The sequence below is a fragment of the Falsibacillus pallidus genome, assembly GCF_003350505.1.
Taxonomy (GTDB): Bacteria; Bacillota; Bacilli; order Bacillales; family DSM-25281; genus Falsibacillus; species Falsibacillus pallidus.
Genome location: NZ_QQAY01000003.1, coordinates 225,385 through 247,629, shown reverse-complemented (window position 1 = coordinate 247,629; position 22,245 = coordinate 225,385). Strand labels below are relative to the sequence as shown.

The 22,245-nt window shown below is 43.0% G+C and carries 20 protein-coding genes and 1 tRNA gene; 20 read left to right on the top strand and 1 reads right to left on the bottom strand.

The annotated features are described in order from the left end of the window. Nucleotides 1–29 precede the first annotated feature (29 nt). From rph to DFR59_RS07745, 13 genes are all read left to right on the top strand, one after another. Nucleotides 30–782, top strand: a complete 753-nt coding sequence (rph, locus tag DFR59_RS07805) for a ribonuclease PH (protein ID WP_114745068.1) — start codon at nt 30–32, stop codon at nt 780–782. Nucleotides 783–788: 6 nt separating this feature from the next. Next, on the top strand, nt 789–1,406 hold the full coding sequence (locus DFR59_RS07800) for an XTP/dITP diphosphatase (protein ID WP_114745067.1): 618 nt from the start codon (nt 789–791) through the stop codon (nt 1,404–1,406). Beyond that, complete coding sequence (locus tag DFR59_RS07795) at nt 1,403–1,912, top strand: metallophosphoesterase (protein ID WP_114745066.1); 510 nt, start codon at nt 1,403–1,405, stop codon at nt 1,910–1,912. Before DFR59_RS07800 ends, DFR59_RS07795 begins: the two co-directional genes overlap by 4 nt. 95 nt (nt 1,913–2,007) lie before the next feature. After that, a tRNA-Arg gene (locus DFR59_RS07790) sits at nt 2,008–2,084 on the top strand. Between the two features lie 158 nt (nt 2,085–2,242). Beyond that, complete coding sequence (locus tag DFR59_RS07785) at nt 2,243–3,265, top strand: tetratricopeptide repeat protein (protein ID WP_114745065.1); 1,023 nt, start codon at nt 2,243–2,245, stop codon at nt 3,263–3,265. 177 nt (nt 3,266–3,442) lie between these two features. Then, nucleotides 3,443–4,729: a trigger factor gene (tig, locus tag DFR59_RS07780; RefSeq protein WP_114745064.1), complete on the top strand. Its 1,287-nt coding sequence runs from the start codon at nt 3,443–3,445 to the stop codon at nt 4,727–4,729. 276 nt (nt 4,730–5,005) lie between these two features. Beyond that, on the top strand, nt 5,006–6,277 hold the full coding sequence (clpX, locus tag DFR59_RS07775; protein WP_114745063.1) for an ATP-dependent protease ATP-binding subunit ClpX: 1,272 nt from the start codon (nt 5,006–5,008) through the stop codon (nt 6,275–6,277). Nucleotides 6,278–6,444: 167 nt separating this feature from the next. Next, on the top strand, nt 6,445–8,115 hold the full coding sequence (gene lonB / locus DFR59_RS07770) for an ATP-dependent protease LonB (RefSeq protein ID WP_114745062.1): 1,671 nt from the start codon (nt 6,445–6,447) through the stop codon (nt 8,113–8,115). Nucleotides 8,116–8,336: 221 nt separating this feature from the next. After that, nucleotides 8,337–10,661, top strand: coding sequence for an endopeptidase La (gene lon, locus DFR59_RS07765; RefSeq protein WP_114745061.1), 2,325 nt, complete (start codon nt 8,337–8,339; stop codon nt 10,659–10,661). Then, nucleotides 10,658–11,239 (top strand): ribosome biogenesis GTP-binding protein YihA/YsxC, encoded by a 582-nt coding sequence (gene yihA, locus DFR59_RS07760; protein WP_114745060.1) that lies wholly within the window; start codon nt 10,658–10,660, stop codon nt 11,237–11,239. The genes lon and yihA overlap by 4 nt, the downstream gene beginning before the upstream one ends. Nucleotides 11,240–11,532: 293 nt before the next feature. Continuing rightward, a complete protein-coding gene (locus DFR59_RS07755; RefSeq protein WP_114745267.1) occupies nt 11,533–12,276 on the top strand; it encodes a transporter substrate-binding domain-containing protein in 744 nt (247 codons plus the stop codon). A gap of 76 nt (nt 12,277–12,352) precedes the next feature. Beyond that, entirely contained in the window at nt 12,353–13,000 is a 648-nt protein-coding gene (locus DFR59_RS07750; protein ID WP_281269343.1) for an amino acid ABC transporter permease, read from the top strand. A 39-nt stretch (nt 13,001–13,039) separates the two neighbouring features. Further along, nucleotides 13,040–13,777, top strand: a complete 738-nt coding sequence (locus DFR59_RS07745) for an amino acid ABC transporter ATP-binding protein (protein WP_114745059.1) — start codon at nt 13,040–13,042, stop codon at nt 13,775–13,777. Between the two features lie 36 nt (nt 13,778–13,813). Here the strand turns inward: DFR59_RS07745 and DFR59_RS07740 are convergent, their stop codons facing one another. Beyond that, nucleotides 13,814–14,302, bottom strand: coding sequence for a LiaI-LiaF-like domain-containing protein (locus DFR59_RS07740; RefSeq protein WP_114745058.1), 489 nt, complete (start codon nt 14,300–14,302; stop codon nt 13,814–13,816). Between the two features lie 259 nt (nt 14,303–14,561). Here DFR59_RS07740 and hemA point away from each other — a divergent pair, with 259 nt between their 5' ends. The 7 genes from hemA (at nt 14,562) to spoVID (ending at nt 22,146) form a co-directional block, all read left to right on the top strand. After that, a complete protein-coding gene (gene hemA / locus DFR59_RS07735) occupies nt 14,562–15,908 on the top strand; it encodes a glutamyl-tRNA reductase (RefSeq protein WP_114745057.1) in 1,347 nt (448 codons plus the stop codon). A gap of 14 nt (nt 15,909–15,922) precedes the next feature. Then, a complete protein-coding gene (locus DFR59_RS07730) occupies nt 15,923–16,756 on the top strand; it encodes a cytochrome C assembly family protein (protein ID WP_114745056.1) in 834 nt (277 codons plus the stop codon). A 16-nt stretch (nt 16,757–16,772) separates the two neighbouring features. Then, on the top strand, nt 16,773–17,705 hold the full coding sequence (hemC, locus tag DFR59_RS07725; protein ID WP_114745055.1) for a hydroxymethylbilane synthase: 933 nt from the start codon (nt 16,773–16,775) through the stop codon (nt 17,703–17,705). Continuing rightward, nucleotides 17,702–18,502: a uroporphyrinogen-III synthase gene (locus DFR59_RS07720; protein WP_114745054.1), complete on the top strand. Its 801-nt coding sequence runs from the start codon at nt 17,702–17,704 to the stop codon at nt 18,500–18,502. The genes hemC and DFR59_RS07720 overlap by 4 nt, the downstream gene beginning before the upstream one ends. Next, nucleotides 18,493–19,470 carry a porphobilinogen synthase gene (hemB, locus tag DFR59_RS07715; protein WP_425454700.1) on the top strand — a complete coding sequence of 326 codons (978 nt, stop codon included), beginning with the start codon at nt 18,493–18,495 and terminating at the stop codon, nt 19,468–19,470. Before DFR59_RS07720 ends, hemB begins: the two co-directional genes overlap by 10 nt. Before the next feature lie 84 nt (nt 19,471–19,554). Continuing rightward, a complete protein-coding gene (gene hemL / locus DFR59_RS07710; protein WP_114745053.1) occupies nt 19,555–20,844 on the top strand; it encodes a glutamate-1-semialdehyde 2,1-aminomutase in 1,290 nt (429 codons plus the stop codon). 129 nt (nt 20,845–20,973) lie between these two features. Then, nucleotides 20,974–22,146 (top strand): stage VI sporulation protein D, encoded by a 1,173-nt coding sequence (gene spoVID / locus DFR59_RS07705; protein ID WP_114745052.1) that lies wholly within the window; start codon nt 20,974–20,976, stop codon nt 22,144–22,146. The last annotated feature ends 99 nt before the right edge of the window (nt 22,147–22,245 follow it).

Below are 22,245 nucleotides of genomic sequence, written 5' to 3'. Positions count from 1 at the left end.
AGTAGAAAATAGTCAGGAGGAAATGAAACATGAGACCAGATGGAAGACAAGAGGCGCTCCAGTTAAGGCCTGTACATATTGAAGCAAATTATTTGAAGCATCCTGAAGGTTCTGTTCTCATCACCATTGGAGATACGAAAGTCATCTGTACTGCCAGCATAGAAGAACGTGTACCTCCTTTCATGCGGGGTGAAGGGAAAGGATGGATCACTGCAGAATATTCCATGCTTCCCCGTGCAACCGATACACGGAATATCCGTGAATCTTCCAAAGGTAAAGTAACCGGAAGGACAATGGAAATCCAGCGCCTTATTGGACGGGCTTTAAGAGCAATCGTTGATTTAAAAGCGATTGGGGAAAGAACGATCTGGATCGATTGTGATGTCATCCAGGCAGATGGCGGAACACGAACGGCGTCGATTACAGGTGCATTCGTTGCGCTGGCATTTGCGATGAATAAGCTGTCGGAAACGAAAAAATTAGCGTCATTCCCAATCACGGATTTCCTTGCAGCGACAAGTGTGGGAATCGTACCTGAACATGGAGCGGTCCTTGATTTGAATTATACTGAAGACAGTTCTGCCTTGGTCGACATGAATGTGGTCATGACTGGAAAAGGAGAATTTGTTGAACTTCAGGGAACTGGAGAAGAATCGACTTTTTCTTATAGCCAGCTTCAGCAGCTTCTTGATGCTGCACAAAAGGGAATTACAGATTTGATTCAATTCCAGAAGGAAACTCTCGGAGATATAGCACTCAAAATAGAAGCTCATAAGGGGTGAGGGAATATGTCTGATTCAAATACCATTATTATCGCTACTAAAAATAAAGGGAAAGCGAAGGAATTTGTCCAAATGTTTGCTCCGTATGGAGTGGAAGTGAAGACCCTTTTGGATTTCCCTGATGCACCGGATATCGAAGAAACAGGCAAAACCTTTGCCGAGAATGCCATCCTGAAAGCGGAAGGCATCTCTAAAACCATGAACACCATTGCAATCGCTGATGATTCCGGTCTAGCAATAGATGCCCTTAACGGCAGACCGGGCATCTATTCGGCACGCTATGCAGGTGAACAAAAAGATGATGAAGCAAATATGGATAAAGTATTGGCAGAACTGATCGATGTCCCGGGAGAAGACCGTTCTGCACGGTTCCATTGTGCTTTGGCTGCGGCCATTCCCGGAAAGGAAACAGTGACAGTCGAAGGGACATGTGAGGGAAGCATCCTTCTTGAACGAACAGGTACAAATGGTTTCGGCTATGATCCAATCTTTTTTGTAAAGGAAAAAGGAGTGGCCATGGCAGAACTATCCTCTGAAGAAAAAAATCAAATCAGCCATCGGGCAAATGCATTAAAGAAGCTTAGCGGTATGATCGGCCAATTGATTGAAGGGGATGCAAGATGAAGCTGCTAGTAGTCAGCGACAGCCACGGCTCATCTGGAATCCTAAAGGAACTCGCAGAAAAATATTCCGGCGTGGTGGATGCCATGATTCACTGCGGGGATTCGGAATTAAAAGCTGATGATGAAGCGATTGTTCCATTCATTACGGTAAGGGGCAATTGCGATATGGATGCCAGATTTCCTGAATGCCAGGTTAAAACAATCGTTGGATCCAAAGTTTTCGTTACCCACGGGCATTTATTCGGCATTAAAATGTCGCTGGACAAGCTGTTTTACCGGGCGAAGGAAGAAGGAGCCGATTTCGTATTTTTCGGCCATTCTCATTTAGTTGGAGCAGAAAGAATTGAAGATATCATTTTTCTGAACCCAGGGAGCATCCTCCTGCCACGTGGCAGAGTGGAAAGAACCTATGCGATTGTGGAGAAACTGCCGCAAAAGGTCGTAGTGAAAATCTATGATGATGCACATTCAGAGCTTGATGATCTAAGAACGGAATTTTCTTTTTAAATATTTTTTAGGGGGAAATTAATTTTCTCCCTAAAACCTGTTGACATACAGTAGCTATATGAATATAATAAAAAGTGTCTTAACAAACAGTTCATGTCCCAGTAGCTCAGCTGGATAGAGCACACGCCTTCTAAGCGTGCGGTCGGGAGTTCGAATCTCTCCTGGGACGCCATTACACTACATACTTAAGTCTGCCTTAACCGGCAGGCTTTTTTTGTATATATGGAAAGTTGAAAATAAAGCAAGATAATTGGATAATGGACAAATAACATTGACTTGAAAAAGTATTATCATTATTAATTACTTTTAAAGATATAAAGGCGGTACCTTATGAAGAAAAAAGTAAAAAAAGAAGGAAATGTAGTCTACCTGCCAAATCTTAAGGACAGATATCTTGAGGTTGGCCTCGATCATCTAAAAACGCAGCACTTCAAAGAAGCCATTGAATCCCTCCAAAAAGCCAAGGAACTTAATGAAGAACATGAGCATGGCGAAATTGATATGGCCCTCGCCATTGCCCTCTATGAATCCCGCAGATATGAAGAAGCGAAGGAGATATGCCGTGACCTTCTCCATAAAGGAGTAGGCGATTATTTTGACATAGTCGATCTTTATTTGATGTCGCTTATTCAACTAAAGGAACATAAGGAGATTGAATCAGTCATCAAGATGCTGCTGGAAGAAAAAGAAGTGCCCCCCGAAAAGGCAGAGCACTTTCAAAAGCTTCTTCAATTCAGCGAAAGAATGGCTGACTCCACATCAAGTGAAAACGATGAGCGGCTCTTGGAGGAAGAAGTGGAAGCAGTACAAGGATTGGCAGAGAAGAGTCTTGAAGAACAGACTCTTTTCATCGCCCAGCTGGCAGATCGAAATATCCATCCATATATGAAGGAGCTGATGGGATTCCTTGCTTCAGAATCGAGCCATCCATTCCTGCAGACAATGGTCCTGAACACTTTAAAGGAACACGGAGTGGAAAAGGAAGTCGTAATTAAGAAATTGGATATGGAAAGCAAGGAGATCCCTGCTGAATTACCTGAAGCTTTCAGCACTCCTTTCTTTACCGGCTTATCAGAAAAACTGGAAGAAGCTTTTTCGCAGGATAGCCCTACTCTGTATGAGCAGGCCATGGATATAGTGAAGCGCCACACTTTCCTTTACTACCCCTTCTCCCTGCTTGATGGGGACATCGATCTTGCAGCAGCAGCCTATCAAACCTTGATGCAGGACTACTATGGGGAGATGCCTTCCATTGATGAAGCGGCGGAGCAATACCGGGTAAATACACCTGAATTAGAAGCAGGCATCTCACTCCTGCGCGGGTTAGAAGAAATTTCTTTACCGATTCTATAGGTCTTTGTTGAAACAAAAAAAACGTATGTTATAATGAAATGGTTGTAATATGTATTTCAGAAGCATATTCTTTTTTCATTTTTTAAGAGGTATTGATGATAGAACGTTTTTCACCAAGCCTAAAGAAATGATGTAAACTAAAAAACTTAACAAATATAGATTGTTGGAGGGAAAAGTATGTCAGTAAAATGGGAAAAACTAGAAGGAAACCAGGGAGTATTGACTGTAGAAGTAGATGCTGAAACAGTTAAAAACGGCTTGGATTCTGCATTCCAAAAAGTAGTTAAACAAATCAACGTACCAGGATTCCGTAAAGGTAAAATGCCTCGTGGAATGTTCGAACAGCGTTTCGGTGTAGAGTCTTTATATCAAGATGCACTTGATTTCATTCTTCCTGAAGCATATGCGAATGCGGTTGAAGAAGCAGGAATCGATCCTGTAGATCGTCCGGAAATCGACGTTGAGCAAATGGAAAAAGGCAAAGAGTTAATCTTCAAAGCGACTGTAACAGTTAAGCCTGAAGTGAAACTTGGCGAATACAAAGGCCTTGAAGTAGAAAAAATGGATGCTGAAGTATCCGATGAAGATGTTGAAAACGAATTAAAAACTCTTCAAGAGCGTCAAGCTGAGCTTGTTGTTAAAGAAGAAGGACAAGCTGAAAATGGCGATACAGTCGTAATCGATTTCGAAGGTTTCGTAGATGGTGAAGCATTCGAAGGCGGAAAAGCTGAAAACTACTCTATCGAACTAGGTTCTGGCACATTCATCCCAGGCTTTGAAGACCAATTGGTTGGAGCAGCTTCCGGAGAAGAAAAAGAAGTTGAAGTTACTTTCCCTGAAGAGTACCACGCTGCTGAATTAGCAGGCAAACCAGCTACTTTCAAAGTGAAAGTGCACGAAATCAAAGCGAAGGAGCTTCCTGAGCTGAATGATGAATTTGCTAAAGATGCAGATGAAGAAGTTGAAACACTTGACGCATTGAAAGAAAAAATCAAAAACCGTCTTGCTGAAACCAAAAAGAACGAAGCTGAGCAAGTTCTTCGCGATACTCTAGTAGAGAAAGCGACTGAGAACAGCGAAGTTGATATTCCAGAAGCAATGATCAACACAGAAGTTGACCGTATGATGCAAGAATTCGAACAACGCCTTCAAATGCAAGGTATGAACCTTGAATTGTACTTCCAATTCTCTGGTCAAGACCAAGACGCTCTTCGCGGACAAATGAAAGACGATGCTGAAAAGCGCGTACGCATGAACTTGACGCTTGAAGCAATCGCGAAAGCTGAAAACTTGGAAGCAACTGATGCAGAAGTTGAAGAGGAACTTTCAAAAATGGCTGAAATGTACAACATGTCAGTTGACAACATCAAAAATGCATTAGGCAACGTTGATGGATTGAAAGCAGACCTTCAAATCCGTAAAGCTGTAGAATTTCTTGTAGATAATAGCAAAACTGCTGCATAATATAGAATAAAGATTATGATGAAACAAGGCGCGAAATACTCGTGCCTTGTTTTGTACAAAAAAATATACATAATGATTGAATACAATGGCCTTTTCAGGGGAATTCCTGTAGGGTAGGTTTTTTACATAATAGACTCGAGTGTTAACGTTACTTGTCATTGAGAAAAATGTGTTACAATGCAATACATAACAATTTTTTGGGATTTTGGCTTCGAAATAGTCAAATCCCGACATAGGTTCAAAGAACATAGAGCTTTTAAATAAGGGGTGAACTCATTGTTTAAATTTAACGATGAAAAAGGACAATTGAAGTGTTCCTTCTGCGGAAAGACTCAGGATCAAGTCCGTAAATTGGTTGCAGGTCCTGGTGTGTATATATGTGACGAATGCATTGAGCTTTGCACAGAAATCGTAGAAGAAGAACTTGGGACGGAAGAAGAAGTTGAGTTTAAGGATGTTCCGAAGCCAAAGGAAATCCGTGAAATCCTTGATGAATATGTTATCGGACAGGACCAAGCCAAAAAATCATTGGCTGTTGCTGTGTATAACCATTATAAACGCATCAATTCCAACAGCAAGGTCGACGATGTAGAGCTTGCAAAGAGTAATATCTCTCTGATTGGACCTACAGGTAGCGGTAAAACGCTTTTGGCCCAAACACTTGCTAGAATATTGAATGTTCCTTTTGCTATTGCTGATGCAACATCTTTAACAGAAGCAGGGTATGTAGGGGAGGATGTAGAAAACATTCTTCTAAAGCTCATCCAAGCGGCTGATTATGATGTGGAAAAAGCAGAAAAAGGAATCATTTATATCGATGAGATTGATAAAGTGGCAAGAAAATCAGAAAATCCTTCCATTACAAGGGATGTATCTGGTGAAGGTGTCCAACAGGCATTGTTGAAAATCCTTGAAGGAACTGTCGCAAGCGTTCCACCACAAGGAGGACGCAAACATCCACATCAGGAATTCATCCAAATCGATACTACGAATATTCTATTCATTTGCGGTGGGGCATTCGATGGTGTGGAACAAATCATCAAACGCCGCCTAGGGCAAAAAGTAATCGGATTCGGTTCCGAAGTCAAGAAGGACGAAGTGGATGATAAAGCCCTTCTTTCCAAAGTGCTTCCAGAAGATTTACTTCGATTCGGATTGATTCCTGAATTTATTGGGCGTCTTCCAGTCATTGCGAGCTTGACTCCACTTGATGAGGAAGCGCTGATTGAAATTCTGACAAAACCTAAGAATGCATTGGTGAAACAATATCAAAAAATGCTTGAATTAGATGAAGTAGATTTGGACTTTGAAGAGGATGCATTGGTTGAAATCGCTAAAAAAGCGATTGAAAGAAAAACCGGTGCACGCGGACTGAGATCTATCATCGAAACACTCATGCTTGATGTGATGTTCGAACTTCCTTCTAGAGATGACATCAAAAAATGCATCATCACGAAGGAAACAGTCCTTGAAAACAAAGCACCAAAACTTCTGCTAGAAGACGGTACCATCGTCTCTGCAAGCGAAGAAACAAAAACATCTGCGTAATCACACGAGATTGCTATAAGTCTGTGAGGATGCGAGGCGTTTGCCATAAGTCTGAAAGGCCCGGAAAAGGATAACTTTTCCGGGCCTTTTTCATCCGAAACTTGGTTTATTCCCTCTTTTTGACGGAGATACTATTGGTATCAAGCAAGACAAATGGAGGGATATCTATGGGGTGGACAGGTATAGCACTATTGATTCAATTATTCTTTGGAATCATCATAGGCTTATACTTCTGGAATTTACTTAAAAGTCAGCGCACGCAAAAGGTCTCGATCGATCGAGAATCAAAAAAAGAAATGGACCAGCTGCGAAAAATGAGATCGATTTCATTGACAGAACCGCTTGCAGAAAAAGTCCGGCCCAGCCGCTTCGAAGATATTGTTGGCCAAAAAGATGGCATCAAAGCTCTAAAGGCCGCACTTTGCGGACCCAATCCGCAGCATGTGATCATATATGGTCCGCCGGGTGTCGGAAAAACGGCAGCTGCCAGACTAGTCTTGGAAGAAGCCAAGAAACAATCCAAATCTCCTTTCAGGCAAAATTCAGTTTTCGTAGAATTAGATGCCACGACTGCAAGGTTTGATGAAAGAGGGATTGCAGATCCGTTGATCGGCTCTGTCCATGACCCAATCTATCAAGGTGCAGGAGCCATGGGACAAGCTGGAATTCCCCAGCCAAAGCAAGGAGCAGTATCCAATGCCCATGGGGGAGTCTTATTCATCGACGAAATCGGTGAGCTTCATCCCATTCAAATGAATAAGCTCTTAAAAGTGTTGGAAGACCGCAAAGTATTTTTAGAAAGTGCTTATTATAGTGAAGAAAATAATCAAATTCCCACTCATATACATGATATTTTCAAAAATGGACTGCCGGCAGATTTCCGATTGATCGGAGCAACCACACGTACACCGAACGAAATCCCTCCTGCTATCCGTTCAAGATGCATGGAAGTATTTTTCCGTAATTTAGAACAAGAAGAAGTAAAGATTGTAGCAAGACAGGCTGCAGAAAAAGTCACTCTTTCCATAAGCGAAGAAGGCTTGGATACTTTGTCCAATTACGCGAGAAATGGAAGGGAAGCAGTGAATATGGTCCAAATTGCTGCTGGTCTGGCTATAACAGAGGATCGCGACTACATCAAGGATGAAGATATTGAATGGATGGTACATTCAAGTCAGATGAATCCGAGGATGGATCGGAAAATAGCAGCAGAAAGCACGATCGGACTTGTAAATGGCCTTGCTGTTACGGGACCAAACAGCGGTTCTCTCCTTGAGATCGAAGTAACGGTCATTCCATCAAAAGATAAAGGATCCATCAATATTACAGGTATTGTAGAAGAGGAAAGCATCGGGGATCGTGGAAAATCAATCAGAAGGAAGAGTATGGCAAAGGGATCGATTGAAAACGTATTGACTGTTTTGAGGGCGATGGGAGTTCCGTCTGATCAATACGATATTCATGTCAACTTCCCAGGCGGAATTCCAGTTGATGGACCGTCAGCTGGTATTGCAATGGCGACAGGGATTTATTCAGCAATTTATAAAATCCCTGTGGACCATACAGTTGCCATGACCGGTGAAATCAGCATCCACGGATTTGTTAAGCCGATTGGTGGAGTCCTGGCAAAAGCGAAGGCTGCTAAATTGGCAGGAGCTAAAAAGGTCATCATCCCTCAGGAAAATATGCAATCCATATTGGATGAAGTGGAAGGGATCGAAATCATCCCTGTCACTCAATTGGAAGAAGTGTTTCAATTATCCTTGTTGGATTCAAGAGAAAACAGCATCGATCTTTTCAAGCCAAGCATCGGAAACCAAGATAAAAAAAGCGTATAAACGCCTGGTTCTCTCCTCGAAATATATCATGGAGTACTTTTCTGAAGTTGCTTGATATGTTAAAAGGAGAGCCGGGTTTTTTTAATGTAAAAGAGGTATGATTTCTTTTTTATTCCATTAAGCTCTAGAATGGACACCCTTTGGCAAATGAGTTAGAATTGTACAAAGACTTATTGTCTAGGCCTTTGTGTGAAAGGAATTGCATTTAGGAGGTGCGCTGAATGGCCAAGAAAAATGAAAACATCGTTCCCCTCCTTCCGTTAAGAGGTTTGCTTGTTTATCCGACAATGGTCCTGCATTTGGATGTAGGCCGTGAACGATCTGTACAGGCGTTGGAACAGGCAATGATGGACGACCATCTTATTTTTCTAACAACTCAAAAAGAAGTTTCTATAGATAACCCTGAAGAAGATGACCTGTATCAAATGGGGACTTTGACAAAAGTGAAGCAAATGCTGAAGCTTCCAAACGGGACAATCCGGGTTTTAGTGGAAGGACTAAACAGGGGAGAAATCACAAAATTCCATCATGAGGATGATTTTTACTCTGTTGAATTAAATATCTATGAAGATGATGAGTCAGCTGATGCAGAACTTCAAGCATTGATGAGGACGATGCTTGAATACTTTGAACAATACATAAAGATTTCCAAGAAAATTTCTGCTGAAACTTACTCTACTGTTGCGGATATCGAAGAGCCGGGCAGGTTGGCTGATATTGTGGCTTCCCATCTTCCAATGAAATTAAAAGATAAGCAGGAGATCCTTGAAACACTCGATGTGAAGGAAAGATTGAATCGAGTGGTTGAGATCATCCTAAATGAAAAAGAAGTGCTCAATCTTGAGAAGAAGATAGGGCAGCGTGTTAAGAAATCGATGGAACGCACGCAAAAAGAATACTATTTGCGTGAACAAATGAAAGCAATCCAGAAGGAATTGGGAGATAAAGAAGGAAAAACCGGTGAAATAGCTGAGCTGACAGAGAAAATCGAAGCAGCTGGCATGCCTGAATCTGCCCAGAATACGGCCCTCAAAGAACTGGACCGCTATGAGAAAGTCCCAACAAGTTCTGCGGAAAGCGCAGTAATCCGGAACTATCTCGACTGGCTAATTTCCCTGCCTTGGTCAAAAGAAACGAAGGACGACCTAAATATCCATAAGGCAGAGAAAATCCTCGAACGGGATCATTATGGTCTGGATAAGGTAAAAGAGCGAGTACTAGAGTATTTGGCTGTTCAGCAGCTGACGAAATCTTTGAAAGGACCGATTCTTTGTCTTGCAGGACCTCCAGGAGTGGGGAAAACCAGCCTTGCCCGCTCCATAGCGGATTCCATGCAAAGGAAGTTCGTCCGGGTTTCCCTTGGGGGAGTCAGAGATGAATCGGAAATCAGGGGCCACCGCCGTACGTATGTAGGAGCCATGCCTGGACGGATCATCCAGGGCATCAAAAAGGCAGGGACAAACAATCCTGTCTTCCTTCTCGATGAAATCGATAAGATGTCCAATGATTTCAGGGGGGACCCATCTTCAGCCATGCTTGAAGTCCTGGACCCTGAACAAAACTATAATTTCAGCGACCACTACATTGAAGAGACGTTTGATTTATCAAAAGTGATGTTCATAGCTACTGCCAACAATCTGGCGACAATTCCAGGACCGCTGCGGGACAGGATGGAAATCATCACGATTGCAGGCTATACTGAACAGGAAAAGGTCCATATCGCTAAAGACCACCTGCTTCCTAAACAGCTGAAGGAACATGGCCTTGCGAAGAGCCAGCTTCAGATGAAAGAAGATGCACTTGAAGGCATCGTCCGCTACTATACAAGAGAAGCAGGCGTAAGGAGCCTGGAAAGACAGCTCGCTTCCATCTGCCGCAAAACGGCTAAGATCATCGTTTCCGGTGATAAAAAGCGCGTGGTCATCACTAAATCCAAACTGGCTGATTTTCTTGGCAAACCGATCTTCAAACATGGGCTTGCTGAAGAAGAAAATCAGATTGGCGTGGCTACCGGACTTGCTTATACGACAGTGGGCGGAGATACACTCCAAATTGAAGTTTCTCTATCTCCTGGAAAAGGAAAACTTGTCCTTACCGGCAAGCTCGGGGATGTCATGAAGGAATCTGCACAGACTGCCTACAGTGTGGTTAGATCCAAGGCGAAAGAATTGAATCTGGAAGCAGATTTTCATGAGAAATATGATATCCATATCCATGTGCCTGAAGGAGCCGTTCCAAAAGATGGTCCATCAGCCGGCATCACCATCACCACTGCCCTCATTTCAGCATTGACCAATAAGCCGATCCGGAAAGAAGTGGGCATGACCGGGGAAATCACTTTGCGTGGAAGAGTGCTGCCTATTGGCGGTTTGAAGGAAAAGACGTTAAGTGCGCATAGAGCGGGATTGACAACGATCATCCTTCCGAAAGACAACGAAAAAGATATTGACGATATACCTGAATCAGTTAGAAATGAGTTGAAATTCATATTGGTTTCTCATATTGATGAGGTATTAAAAAACGCGTTAGAAGGAGCCTCATCATGAAAGTAAATCAAGTAGAGCTAGTAATCAGTGCAGTAAGGCCAGAGCAGTATCCGGAAGAAACCATTCCCGAATTTGCCCTCGCAGGAAGATCGAATGTAGGGAAATCCTCTTTCATCAATAAGATGATCGGCAGAAAAAGCATGGCGAGGATTTCTTCCAAGCCCGGCAAAACACAGACCTTGAACTTCTACAAAATCGAAGAACAGCTTTTCTTTGTCGATGTTCCCGGCTACGGCTTCGCGAAAGTTTCGAAAACAGAGCGGGAAGCATGGGGGAAAATGATTGAAACATATATCACCACAAGGGAGCAGCTCGATGCGGTTGTTATGATTGTGGACCTTCGCCATCCGCCGTCAAAGGACGATGTCATGATGTATAATTTCCTAAAACATTATGAAATCCCCTGTATCGTGATTGCGACCAAAGCAGATAAAATTCCAAAAGGAAAATGGGACAAACATTTGAAAATCGTCAAGGAAACACTAGATCTTGACCCGCGTGATCAAGTGGTCCTTTTCTCTTCTGAAACCGGATTGGGAAAAGATGAAGCCTGGAGCGCAATAAAAAAATTCATGTAATGAAAGCGAAGATGCTCAAACTATTGGGCATCTTCTTTTTTCATGGGTAAAAATACCTGGTGTCTGAAAGAGATTGGAAGGATCTCGGAGGATGGGAAGGGATTTTAAAGAATCTGGGAGTTGAGAGGTTTACATTTCAAAAAATAAGGGAATAGGAAGGTGAGACCAGTTAAATGAATTTTGAGAAAATTCAATCTGACTGGTACCATTGTAATGAGTACTAAAAAAATAGAAATCAGGGGGAATCTGAAAAAGTGAAAAAATGGATAACGAGTTTCATAATTGTATTGGCAATGGTCTTCATCTCTGCCTGTGGAGGGAAGGCAACGACCAGCGATGGTACGAAGCTGGTGGAAAAAGGGAAATTTGTTTATGCTACATCAGGAGAATTCAAACCGTTTAGTGTAACCGAGGCAGACGGAACAATGTCTGGGTTTGATATTGATGTAGCAGAAGCAGTGGCCAAAGAACTTGGCTTGGAGCCGGTCCAGAAAAAGTTCAAATTTGCAGGAATCGTAGAAGGTGTTAAATCCGGGCGCTTTGATGCGGCGGTGGCCAGTCATACGATTACAGATAAAAGACTGAAGAGTGTCGATTTTTCTACTCCATACTACTACTCAGGTCCTCAAATCTTCACACGTCCTGACAGTTCCATAAAAACATTGGATGATCTTAAAGGGAAAAAAGTTGCTGTTTCCAAAGGTTCAACCTATGCCGACATCGCAAAGAAAGTGACTGATCATATCAGCCAATATGATAGTGACGTGGTTGCATTGGAAGCATTGAGCAAAGGAAAGAATGATGCCGTCATCACTGATTTCCTTACAGGAAAAGAAGCGATGGGAGCAGGGCTGAAAGTTAAAGACCAGCAGCTCATTGAGCGCAGCGAACAGGCAATTGCCGTTGCAAAAGACAACGATAAATTGTTGAAAAAAATAAATGAAGCACTCGAAAAACTGCGTAAAGACGGAACATTAAAGAAAATCAGCGAAAAATACTTTGGCGAAGACATCACTGAGAACCCGGACAAAAAGTAAACACAGTTTATGAAGGGCGAATGTGCTTTGCGGTGCATTCGCGCTTTTTATTTAGTAATTGGGAGGGGATTAATAAGTGCACTTTTTAAATGCTTTTGCAGACACTTACGACATATTTTTAAGAGGTATGAAGCTTACGTTTGAATTAACCGTCATATCGGTATTCATAGCTATTTTTATCGGATTGTTTTTTGCATTTCTGAAAATCTCCAAAATCAAACCGCTTGAAATTTTAGCGGATCTTTATATCTTCGTCGTACGCGGCACTCCGCTTGTTGTACAAATCTTTGTTATTTACTACGGACTTACCTCATTGAATATTTCAAGCTTCTGGTCTGTTGTGATCGGACTTGCTTTTCATAACGGGGCATATATTGCAGAAATTTTCCGCGGAGCCATCCAGTCCATCGATAAGGGGCAAATGGAAGCCGGACGTTCATTAGGGATGTCAAGAGGATTGACCATGCGCAGAGTTGTATTGCCGCAGGCATTCCGAAGAGCGCTGCCTCCACTCGGAAACCAATTCATCATTGCCTTGAAGGACTCTTCACTGGCATCTTTCATTGGAATGTACGAATTATTCAGCGTTGCGACAACGTTGGGCTCCAATAATTTCGACTACATGACCTATCTATTGATTGTAGCAGTCTACTATCTCGTTCTTGTATTTGTATTTTCTATGGCCGTCAAGGTGGCAGAACGAAAAATGTCTGTAGGAGACTGATCGGAATGAAGGTTTCAAGAGGAATGGAGGAATGGAAAAATGACTGAACAGGAAATGATTAAAGTAGAAAAACTAAATAAATCGTTTGGTGATTTACATGTCTTGAAGGGCATCGATATATCCGTTAAAGAAAGTGATGTTGTCTGTTTAATTGGAGCAAGTGGTTCAGGAAAAAGCACCTTGCTGCGCTGCCTCAATTTTTTGGAAGTGAAGGATAACGGAAAGATTATCTTTGAAGGCGAACAAGTCGAACAGGAAACGCATGATATCAATAAGATCCGTCAAAAAGTAGGAATGGTGTTCCAGCACTTTCACTTATTTCCCCACAAAAGCGTCATCGAAAATATCATGGAAGCGCCGATCCATGTGAGGAAAATACCGAAGAGCCAGGCGTTGGAGGAAGCAAGGAGCCTATTGAAAAAAGTAGGATTGGCTGACAAGGAGAATGTCTACCCTTCCAAATTATCAGGTGGCCAGAAGCAGCGTGTAGCCATTGCAAGGGCGCTTGCCATGAAGCCAGATATCATGCTTTTCGATGAACCGACGTCTGCACTTGATCCGGAGCTTGTCGGAGAAGTACTTGCTACGATGAAAGAGCTTGCTGAAGAAGGAATGACCATGATCGTCGTGACTCATGAAATGGGATTTGCGAGGGAAGTGGCGGATTGGGTCGTTTATATGCATGACGGAAAAATCGTCGAAGTGGGCCATCCGGATGAAATGTTTGCAAATCCAAAAGAACAGCGGACAAGAGAGTTTATAGAATCTGTACTATAAAGAAAAATCTCCATGCCTATGACGGCATGGAGATTTTTACTTTCTTTTGATAAATATAAGGTAAATGCCAATAATAATCAAAAGCACTGGCCACAGATTCCAGGCAACGTCGACTTTATTCTCCAGAATCCCGAACCAGGAAATGACTTTATCGTAGAAAAGCAGAAGAATGGACAGCAGCAGGAATAACAGTCCCTGGAATAAGCCGTTCCCTGTCTTTTGGTAGCGAAGAAGAAAGCCGAGAGCGATGATCAGAATGAACGTACCGATATGATCAGGCCAAATGGCCAATTTATTAACGACATGAAAGTGCAGGCCGAAGCCCACTAATATGACACCAGGCAAGATGGCCTCGTATTCATTGGCCCAATACCCTTGTCCAAGGAAAGCGACCCCTACAATGATCAGGAGAGTGGGCCAAGTATAAACTTCTTTGAAAATGACAATATCCGCCTGCTGCATATAGAAGTAAAGTCCAAAGCCAATCAGAATGATTCCCGGAAAGATTTTTTGATTTTTTTTCATTATTTTCACGTCCTTGAGTCGCAAACTTGAAAAATTGGTGGATTTTTGATACTGTACAAAAGGAAACATTTGTCGAAATATGATACTTTGCTGCTTTAAAAAGTGCTTCTTTGACGAATCTGTCATTTGAGCACTATGGATAAAATAATAACACAGGTTGGATGGAAGGTTTCATGTTCTGTTCACATTTTTTTCGATTTAGGAAAAAAGGACGTGTTATAATTTTAGTAGAGATTTTATTTGGGGGTGTCATTTCAGTATGCACATCATAGTGGTTGGATTAAATTATAAAACTGCCCCTGTTGAGATTCGTGAACGGTTGTCCTTTAATGAAGCACAATTAGAAGAAGCGATGAATGCCCTGAAGAATAAAAAGAGCATTCTCGAAAATGTGATCATTTCTACATGCAACAGGACAGAAGTCTATGCAGTGGTGGATCAGCTTCATACTGGACGGTATTATATTAAAGAATTTCTTTCTGAATGGTTTCAAATAGATAAAGAGGAGTTTACTTCACACCTATTTATTTACGAACAAGAAGGGGCTATAGAGCATTTATTTAAAGTCGCGAGCGGTTTGAATTCAATGGTGCTGGGCGAAACACAGATCCTTGGACAGGTGCGCAGCAGCTTTTTGCTTGCTCAGGAAGCTCAAGTGACCGGTACTGTTTTCAATCATCTATTCAAACAGGCTGTTACACTGGCGAAAAAAGGGCATTCTGAAACAGAAATTGGCTCTAACGCAGTTTCTGTCAGCTATGCTGCTGTAGAATTGGCGAAGAAGATATTTGGTTCTCTTATAGATAAACACGTATTGATCCTCGGCGCCGGTAAGATGGGGGAACTTGCCATTCAGAATCTTCAAGGAAGCGGTGCTACAAAGGTCACAGTCATCAACCGGACATTTGAAAAGGCTCAGGCAGTGGCAGAGCGCTTCAATGGAGCAGCTAAAACGCTTCAGGAGCTTCAATGTGCACTTGTAGAAGCGGATATCCTTATCAGTTCTACCGGTGCAAGCGATTATGTGATCTCCAAGGAAATGATGGCGGGAGTGGAGCGCCTGCGCAAAGGGCGTCCATTGTTCATGGTCGATATCGCGGTGCCCCGTGATTTGGATCCGTCCATCTCTGAACTTGAAGGAGCATTCCTTTATGACATAGACGATCTTGAAGATATCGTTCAGGCTAATCTTGCAGAGCGAAGAAAAGCAGCAGATGCAATCATGCTGATGATTGAAGGGGAAATCGTTGCTTTTAATGATTGGCTGCGCATGCTTGGCGTCGTACCAGTCATTTCAGCATTGCGGGAAAAAGCATTGGCCATCCAGGCGGATACAATGGAAAGCATTGAACGGAAAATGCCTGATCTAACAGATCGTGAAAGAAAGATTTTGAACAAGCATACTAAGAGCATCATCAATCAATTGTTGAAAGATCCGATTCTGCAGGCAAAAGAACTTGCAGGACAAAAGGATTCTTCAGAAAAACTTGATCTCTTTATGAAGATATTCCATATTGAAGAGCAAGTTGAAAAGCATAAGCTGGCGGGGTCTAATGAACGCAGCGCCGCTTTTGATATGAAGACACAGCCTTCTTTCCAATCATAAGTGAGGTATCTTACATGTTTGAACAGGTAATGACAAGGCTGCATGAAGTCATGATTGTTTTATATGCCATCAGCATTCTGCTTTATTTCATAGATTATTTACATCAAAACCAGAAGGCGAATCGTTTCGCTTTCTGGATTCTTGCAATTGTTTGGGTCCTTCAAACAATTTTTTTATTTCTTTATATGATTCGGACAGGCCGATTCCCGGTCCTGACCATCTTTGAAGGTCTGTATTTCTATGCCTGGGTCCTCATCACCCTTTCCTTGGGTATGAACAGGCTGCTCAGAATGGATTTCACCGTCTTTTTTACGAATATCCTTGGCTTCATCATCATGGCCATCCATACATTTGCTCCAATTCAGATGCAATCGGATGCAATGGCAGAAAGGCTAGTATCTGAACTATTATTCATCCATATCACGATGGCCATTTTTTCATATGGGGCCTTTTCCCTCTCCTTCGTATTTTCGCTGCTTTATATGATTCAATATAAGCTGCTGAAAGAAAAAAAGTGGGGGCAGAGGCTTTGGCGGCTCAGCGATTTATCAAAGCTTGAAAAAATGTCTTATGTATTAAATTTGATCGGCGTACCGATGCTGTTACTGAGTTTGATTCTAGGGCTGCAATGGGCATTCATTAAAATAGAAGGTGTTCAATTGTATGATCCCAAGATCATCGGTTCATTCGTCCTGCTGATCATCTATAGTGTTTTCCTATATCAGCGCATTCGTAAGGAGATGTACGGGAAATCCTTGGCACTCCTCAATATTGCGGCATTCTTGATTGTGCTGATCAACTTCTTTTTAATCAGTCGATTATCATCATTCCATTTTTGGAATTCTTAATTAGGGGGCTTTATTCATGAGAAAAATCATTGTCGGTTCACGGAAGAGCAAACTGGCGTTGACACAAACGAACTGGGTCATCAATCAATTGAAGCAGCTGGGTCTGCCTTTTGAATTTGAAGTGAAAGAAATTGTGACAAAAGGAGACAGGATCTTGGATGTCACACTTTCCAAGGTCGGCGGCAAGGGACTGTTTGTTAAAGAAATCGAGCAGGCTTTGTTCAATAAAGAAATCGATATGGCCATACATAGTATGAAAGACATGCCAGCGGTCCTTCCTGAAGGGCTGACAATCGGATGCATCCCAGTGAGGGAAGACCATAGGGATGCCCTTATTTCCAAAAATCATATGAAGCTTAAGGATCTCCCTTCAGGCGCGGTAGTCGGGACAAGCAGCCTGAGACGCAGCGCTCAGATTCTTGCCGTCAGACCGGATCTTGAAATCAAATGGATACGCGGCAACATCGACACTCGTCTGGCAAAGCTTGAATCGGGAGAGTACGATGCCATTATTTTAGCTGCTGCTGGCCTATCAAGAATGGGGTGGGCAGCTGATGTCATCACAGAATTCCTTGAGCCTGAAGTTTGTTTACCGGCAGTGGGGCAAGGATCTCTTGCAATCGAATGCAGGGAAGATGACGAAGAATTATTGGCTGAACTGGCAAAATTCACGGACTCAAAAGTGAAATTGGCTTCCGTTGCGGAAAGGACGTACCTGGACAAAATGGAAGGCGGCTGCCAGGTTCCGATTGCAGGACATGCTGTGGTCGATAACGAGAATGGCATTACATTGACAGCACTTGTTGCTGCCCCTGATGGGAAAACGATCTATAAAGAAACCGTTGTGGGCAAAGATCCAGTGGAAGTCGGTGAAAAAGCCGCTGCATTGCTCAGTGAAAAAGGCGCAAAAAAACTGATCGATCAAGTGAAAGAAGAATTGGAGCAATGAACCTGTCCCAGAATCCTTTAAAAGGATGGGATATTCTTATAACTAGAAGTGCAGAACAAGGCAGGGAACTGAGTGAAAAGGTTATTAGCCTCGGAGGAAAGGCTATCCATATTCCGATGATTGAGTTCCGTCCTGCAGAAGGTGCTCAAGACAATTATTTGAAGAAGATGGCTGATTATGATTGGATCATCTTCACGAGTGCCAACACCGTCCGTTTCTTTTTCAAAGCGTTAGAGAAGAACAATGTCCCTATCCCTGCTACAATGAAATGGGCGGCAGTTGGAGATAAGACAAAGAAAATTCTCCAAAAAGAAGGAATTGAACCGGATTTTGTGCCAAATAAATTCAGTGCAGAAGATTTTGTTGAAGAATTCATATCTGCAGTAAAGGGGGGGAAAATCCTTTTTCCCCACGGGAACCTTGCCAGGAGCATCATTCCGGAAGGACTGCGTAATGAAGGATTCACGCTTGATGACTGGACTATCTATGAAACGTTTTTTCCTGATGAAAGCAGGGGGAAACTGAAAGACTGGCTGCAAAATTGCGGCAAAGCTGTTGTCACTTTTACCAGCCCTTCCACTGTCAGGAACTTTATGGAAATCATTCGTTTAGAAGGATTGGATCACGTGCTTCCACATCTTACGGCTGCTTGCATTGGGCCGGTGACAGCTAAAGAGCTGAAGAATTTCGGAGTCACCCCAAGAATTTGCCCATCCGTGTACACGACGGAGGCCATGGTGAACGAGATGATGGAATATATACAAAAAAACGAGGAGGAAGATCAATCATGGAATTAAATTTCAAACGGCACCGCAGACTGCGTCAATCAACCAACATGCGTGCATTGGTAAGGGAAACATATCTGCATGTCGAGGATCTAATCTATCCGCTGTTTATCGTAGAAGGCGAAAATAAAAAGAACCCTGTTAAATCAATGCCTGGTGTATATCAATATTCCCTTGATTTACTGAAGCAGGAAATGGATGAGATCGTTTCCCTTGGAATAAAATCTGTCATCCTATTCGGTGTACCGGAAGAAAAAGACAGCACCGGCACCGGGGCATACCATGACCATGGAATCGTTCAGGAAGCGACAAGAGCCATCAAGGAACAGTATCCTGAAATGATCGTCATTGCTGATACATGTCTTTGTGAATATACAGATCACGGCCATTGCGGCGTAGTGGAAGGCGATAAAGTCCTCAACGACCCTTCCCTCGATTTATTGGCAAGGACGGCTGTAAGCCAAGCGAAGGCAGGGGCAGATATCATTGCGCCATCCAATATGATGGACGGGTTTGTAGCAGCGATCCGCAAAGGATTGGATGAGGCGGGCTTTGAAGATGTACCGGTTATGTCTTATGCAGTCAAATATGCATCAAGCTTCTATGGTCCATTCCGTGATGCTGCTGACAGCACCCCTCAGTTCGGAGATAGACGCGCGTATCAAATGGATCCGGCAAATCGCATGGAAGCATTAAGAGAAGCACAGTCTGATATGGAAGAAGGCGCTGATTTCCTAATCGTGAAGCCTGCTTTGTCCTATCTCGATATCATGAGAGATGTGAAGAATGAATTCAATGCACCATTGGTTGCGTACAATGTGAGCGGAGAATATTCAATGGTGAAGGCAGCAGCCCAAAACGGCTGGATCGATGAAAAAGGCGTTGTCATGGAGAAGCTGATTGCGATGAAACGTGCAGGTGCCGATCTATTGATTACCTACCATGCCAAAGATGTTGCGAATTGGCTGAATGAAAAGTAATCGCTGATTTTTTCGAGGTTAATTGTAAGCCGGGAAAAATCCAGAATGGAAAATCTCGGACTGTTTAGAAAGGAAGGGTCAATTATGCGCTCTTATGAAAAGTCAAAAGCAGCATTCAGTGAAGCGAAATCGCTCATGCCGGGTGGGGTGAACAGTCCGGTGAGGGCTTTTAAATCGGTGAATATGGATCCGATTTTCATGAAGGAAGGGAAAGGCTCCAAGATTTATGATATCGATGGAAATGAATATATCGACTACGTCTTATCCTGGGGGCCGCTGATTTTAGGCCATGCCAATGACCGAGTGGTCGAAAGCATCAAGAAAGTAGCAGAACAGGGGACGAGCTTCGGTGCACCAACATTGATCGAGAATGAATTGGCTAAGCTTGTGCGGGATCGGGTCCCATCCATTGAAGTGATCCGCATGGTTTCATCAGGAACGGAAGCAACCATGAGCGCCCTACGTTTGGCAAGGGGATACACAGGACGCAATAAAATATTAAAGTTCGAAGGCTGCTACCACGGCCATGGCGATTCCCTTCTCATCAAAGCAGGTTCAGGCGTTGCCACCCTCGGATTGCCTGACAGCCCGGGTGTGCCTGAAGGTGTAGCAAAAAACACCATTACGGTCCCATATAACGACTTAGAGAGCGTCCGCTATGCCTTTAAAGAGTTCGGTGAAGACCTTGCAGGCGTCATCGTTGAACCTGTTGCCGGAAACATGGGTGTCGTCCCTCCTCTTCCAGGCTTCCTTGAAGGACTTCGGGAAATAACTGAAGAATACGGAACGCTGTTGATTTTCGATGAAGTCATGACCGGATTCCGTGTCGGCTACAACTGTGCCCAAGGCTACTTCGATGTGACACCAGATCTTACATGTCTAGGAAAAGTCATCGGTGGGGGTCTTCCTGTCGGAGCATATGGCGGGAAAGCTGAAATCATGGAGAGAATCGCTCCAAGCGGTCCTATCTATCAGGCCGGGACATTATCCGGAAATCCATTGGCAATGACTGCCGGCTTTGAAACATTGAGCCAGTTGACCCCTGAAACATATGAAGAATTCGGAAGAAAAGCGGATCGTCTAGAGGAAGGACTCCATGCAGCGGCAGAAAAGCACGGCATTCCTCATACGATCAATCGTGCAGGCTCCATGATCGGAATCTTCTTCACTAATGAAACAGTGAAGGATTACGAAACGGCAAAAACATCCGATTTGCAATTGTTTGCAGATTACTACAAAGAAATGGCTGATCAAGGCGTCTTCCTTCCTCCGTCCCAGTTTGAAGGATTATTCCTATCAAGCGCCCACAGCAGCGAGGATATCGAAAAGACTATTGAGGCAGCAGAAAAAGCCTTCAGCAAACTGAAAAAATAATCAATTACAAAACCATCCCTTTTTTAAGGGTGGTTTTTTTATTTATTCATATTTTTAATGCATTTCTCATAGAGTGTATACAGACATAATGAATTTATTTGCAGGGGATTTTGAAAGGAGGAGTCCGTTTTGTCTGATAGCCAAAAATCGTATTTGCGATTTTCACTTGAAGAGTCTGTTTGGTTCAAAAAAGGACAGGAAGTAAGTGAATTGGTATCCATCTCTTTGGATCCGTATATTTCAATTCAAGAACAAGAGCAGTATGTGCTGATTAGAGGAAACCTGGAACTGAGCGGGGAATATACAGCGGATGCAGCAGCAGAAGCTGATGAGGACGAAGTACAGTCCGGCAAATTCATGCATGAAGTCGAGGTCAGGGAAGAAGGGCCAAGCGGTTTTAAACATCGTTTCCCGGTTGATATCACCATCCCGAAAAATCGGATTGAAAATCTTGAAAAGATTGATGTGACGGTGGAGACTTTCGATTATATCCTCCCTGAAAAAAGCTGCCTGAGACTTTCGGCAGACTTAATCATCTCCGGAATATACGGAGAGCAGCAAACGAAAACGGAACCTGAAGCTGAAACTGTTGAATATGAGCCTCTGTATCGGGAATCAGCTGTTTTAGAAGAAACCGAAGAAGCAGAAACGGTCAACGAACCATTTTTCTACCATCAGCAGGAAGAAGAGGAGCAGGAAGAAGAAGACAGCTTCTATTCACCGTTTGCAGCACAGGCAAGAAAACAGCCGCAGGAGGAAGAAGAAGTGCCTGTTCAGGTTCAATATGATCTGAACAAACTTCCGACCCTGCCGCAGTATAATCGATTTGCAGAAGAATATTCCGGAAATCCGGTATTCCAGATGCCTGAGGCAGAAGAATCATCAAGCAGTTCTTCTTCCGGTTATGAGCCTTATGATATGTATAAGGATAAAGAACAGGAAACGGCCCAATCCTCTCCACAAAATGCGCATCCGTATGAAAATGCGAATGAAGCAGCAGAGGAAGAGCATGAGGAACAGGAAGCTCAACCCGCTGCGAAAAAAGGGGAAGATAATAAAAAGGCAAAGAAGAAAAAGAACCAAGGTATTTCATTGACCGATTTCTTTGCCCGTAAAGAAGAAGAGAGATCAGCAAAATTAAAGGTTTGCATTGTACAGAATGGAGACACGCTCGATTCAATTGCTGAAAGATATGATGTCAGTGTTCAGCAGCTGTTGAGAGTGAACAGCTTGGAAATGAGCCAGGATGTCTATGAAGGCCAGGTGCTCTACATCTCAAATGAATACGCCTATAAAAAGTAATAGAAAAGGAATCAAATGAGCAGGGTGCAAATCCACCTTGCTCTGCTTTATTGATGAATACAAGGGTAGTGTATGGCCCCTAATTAAAAGCAGGTGATG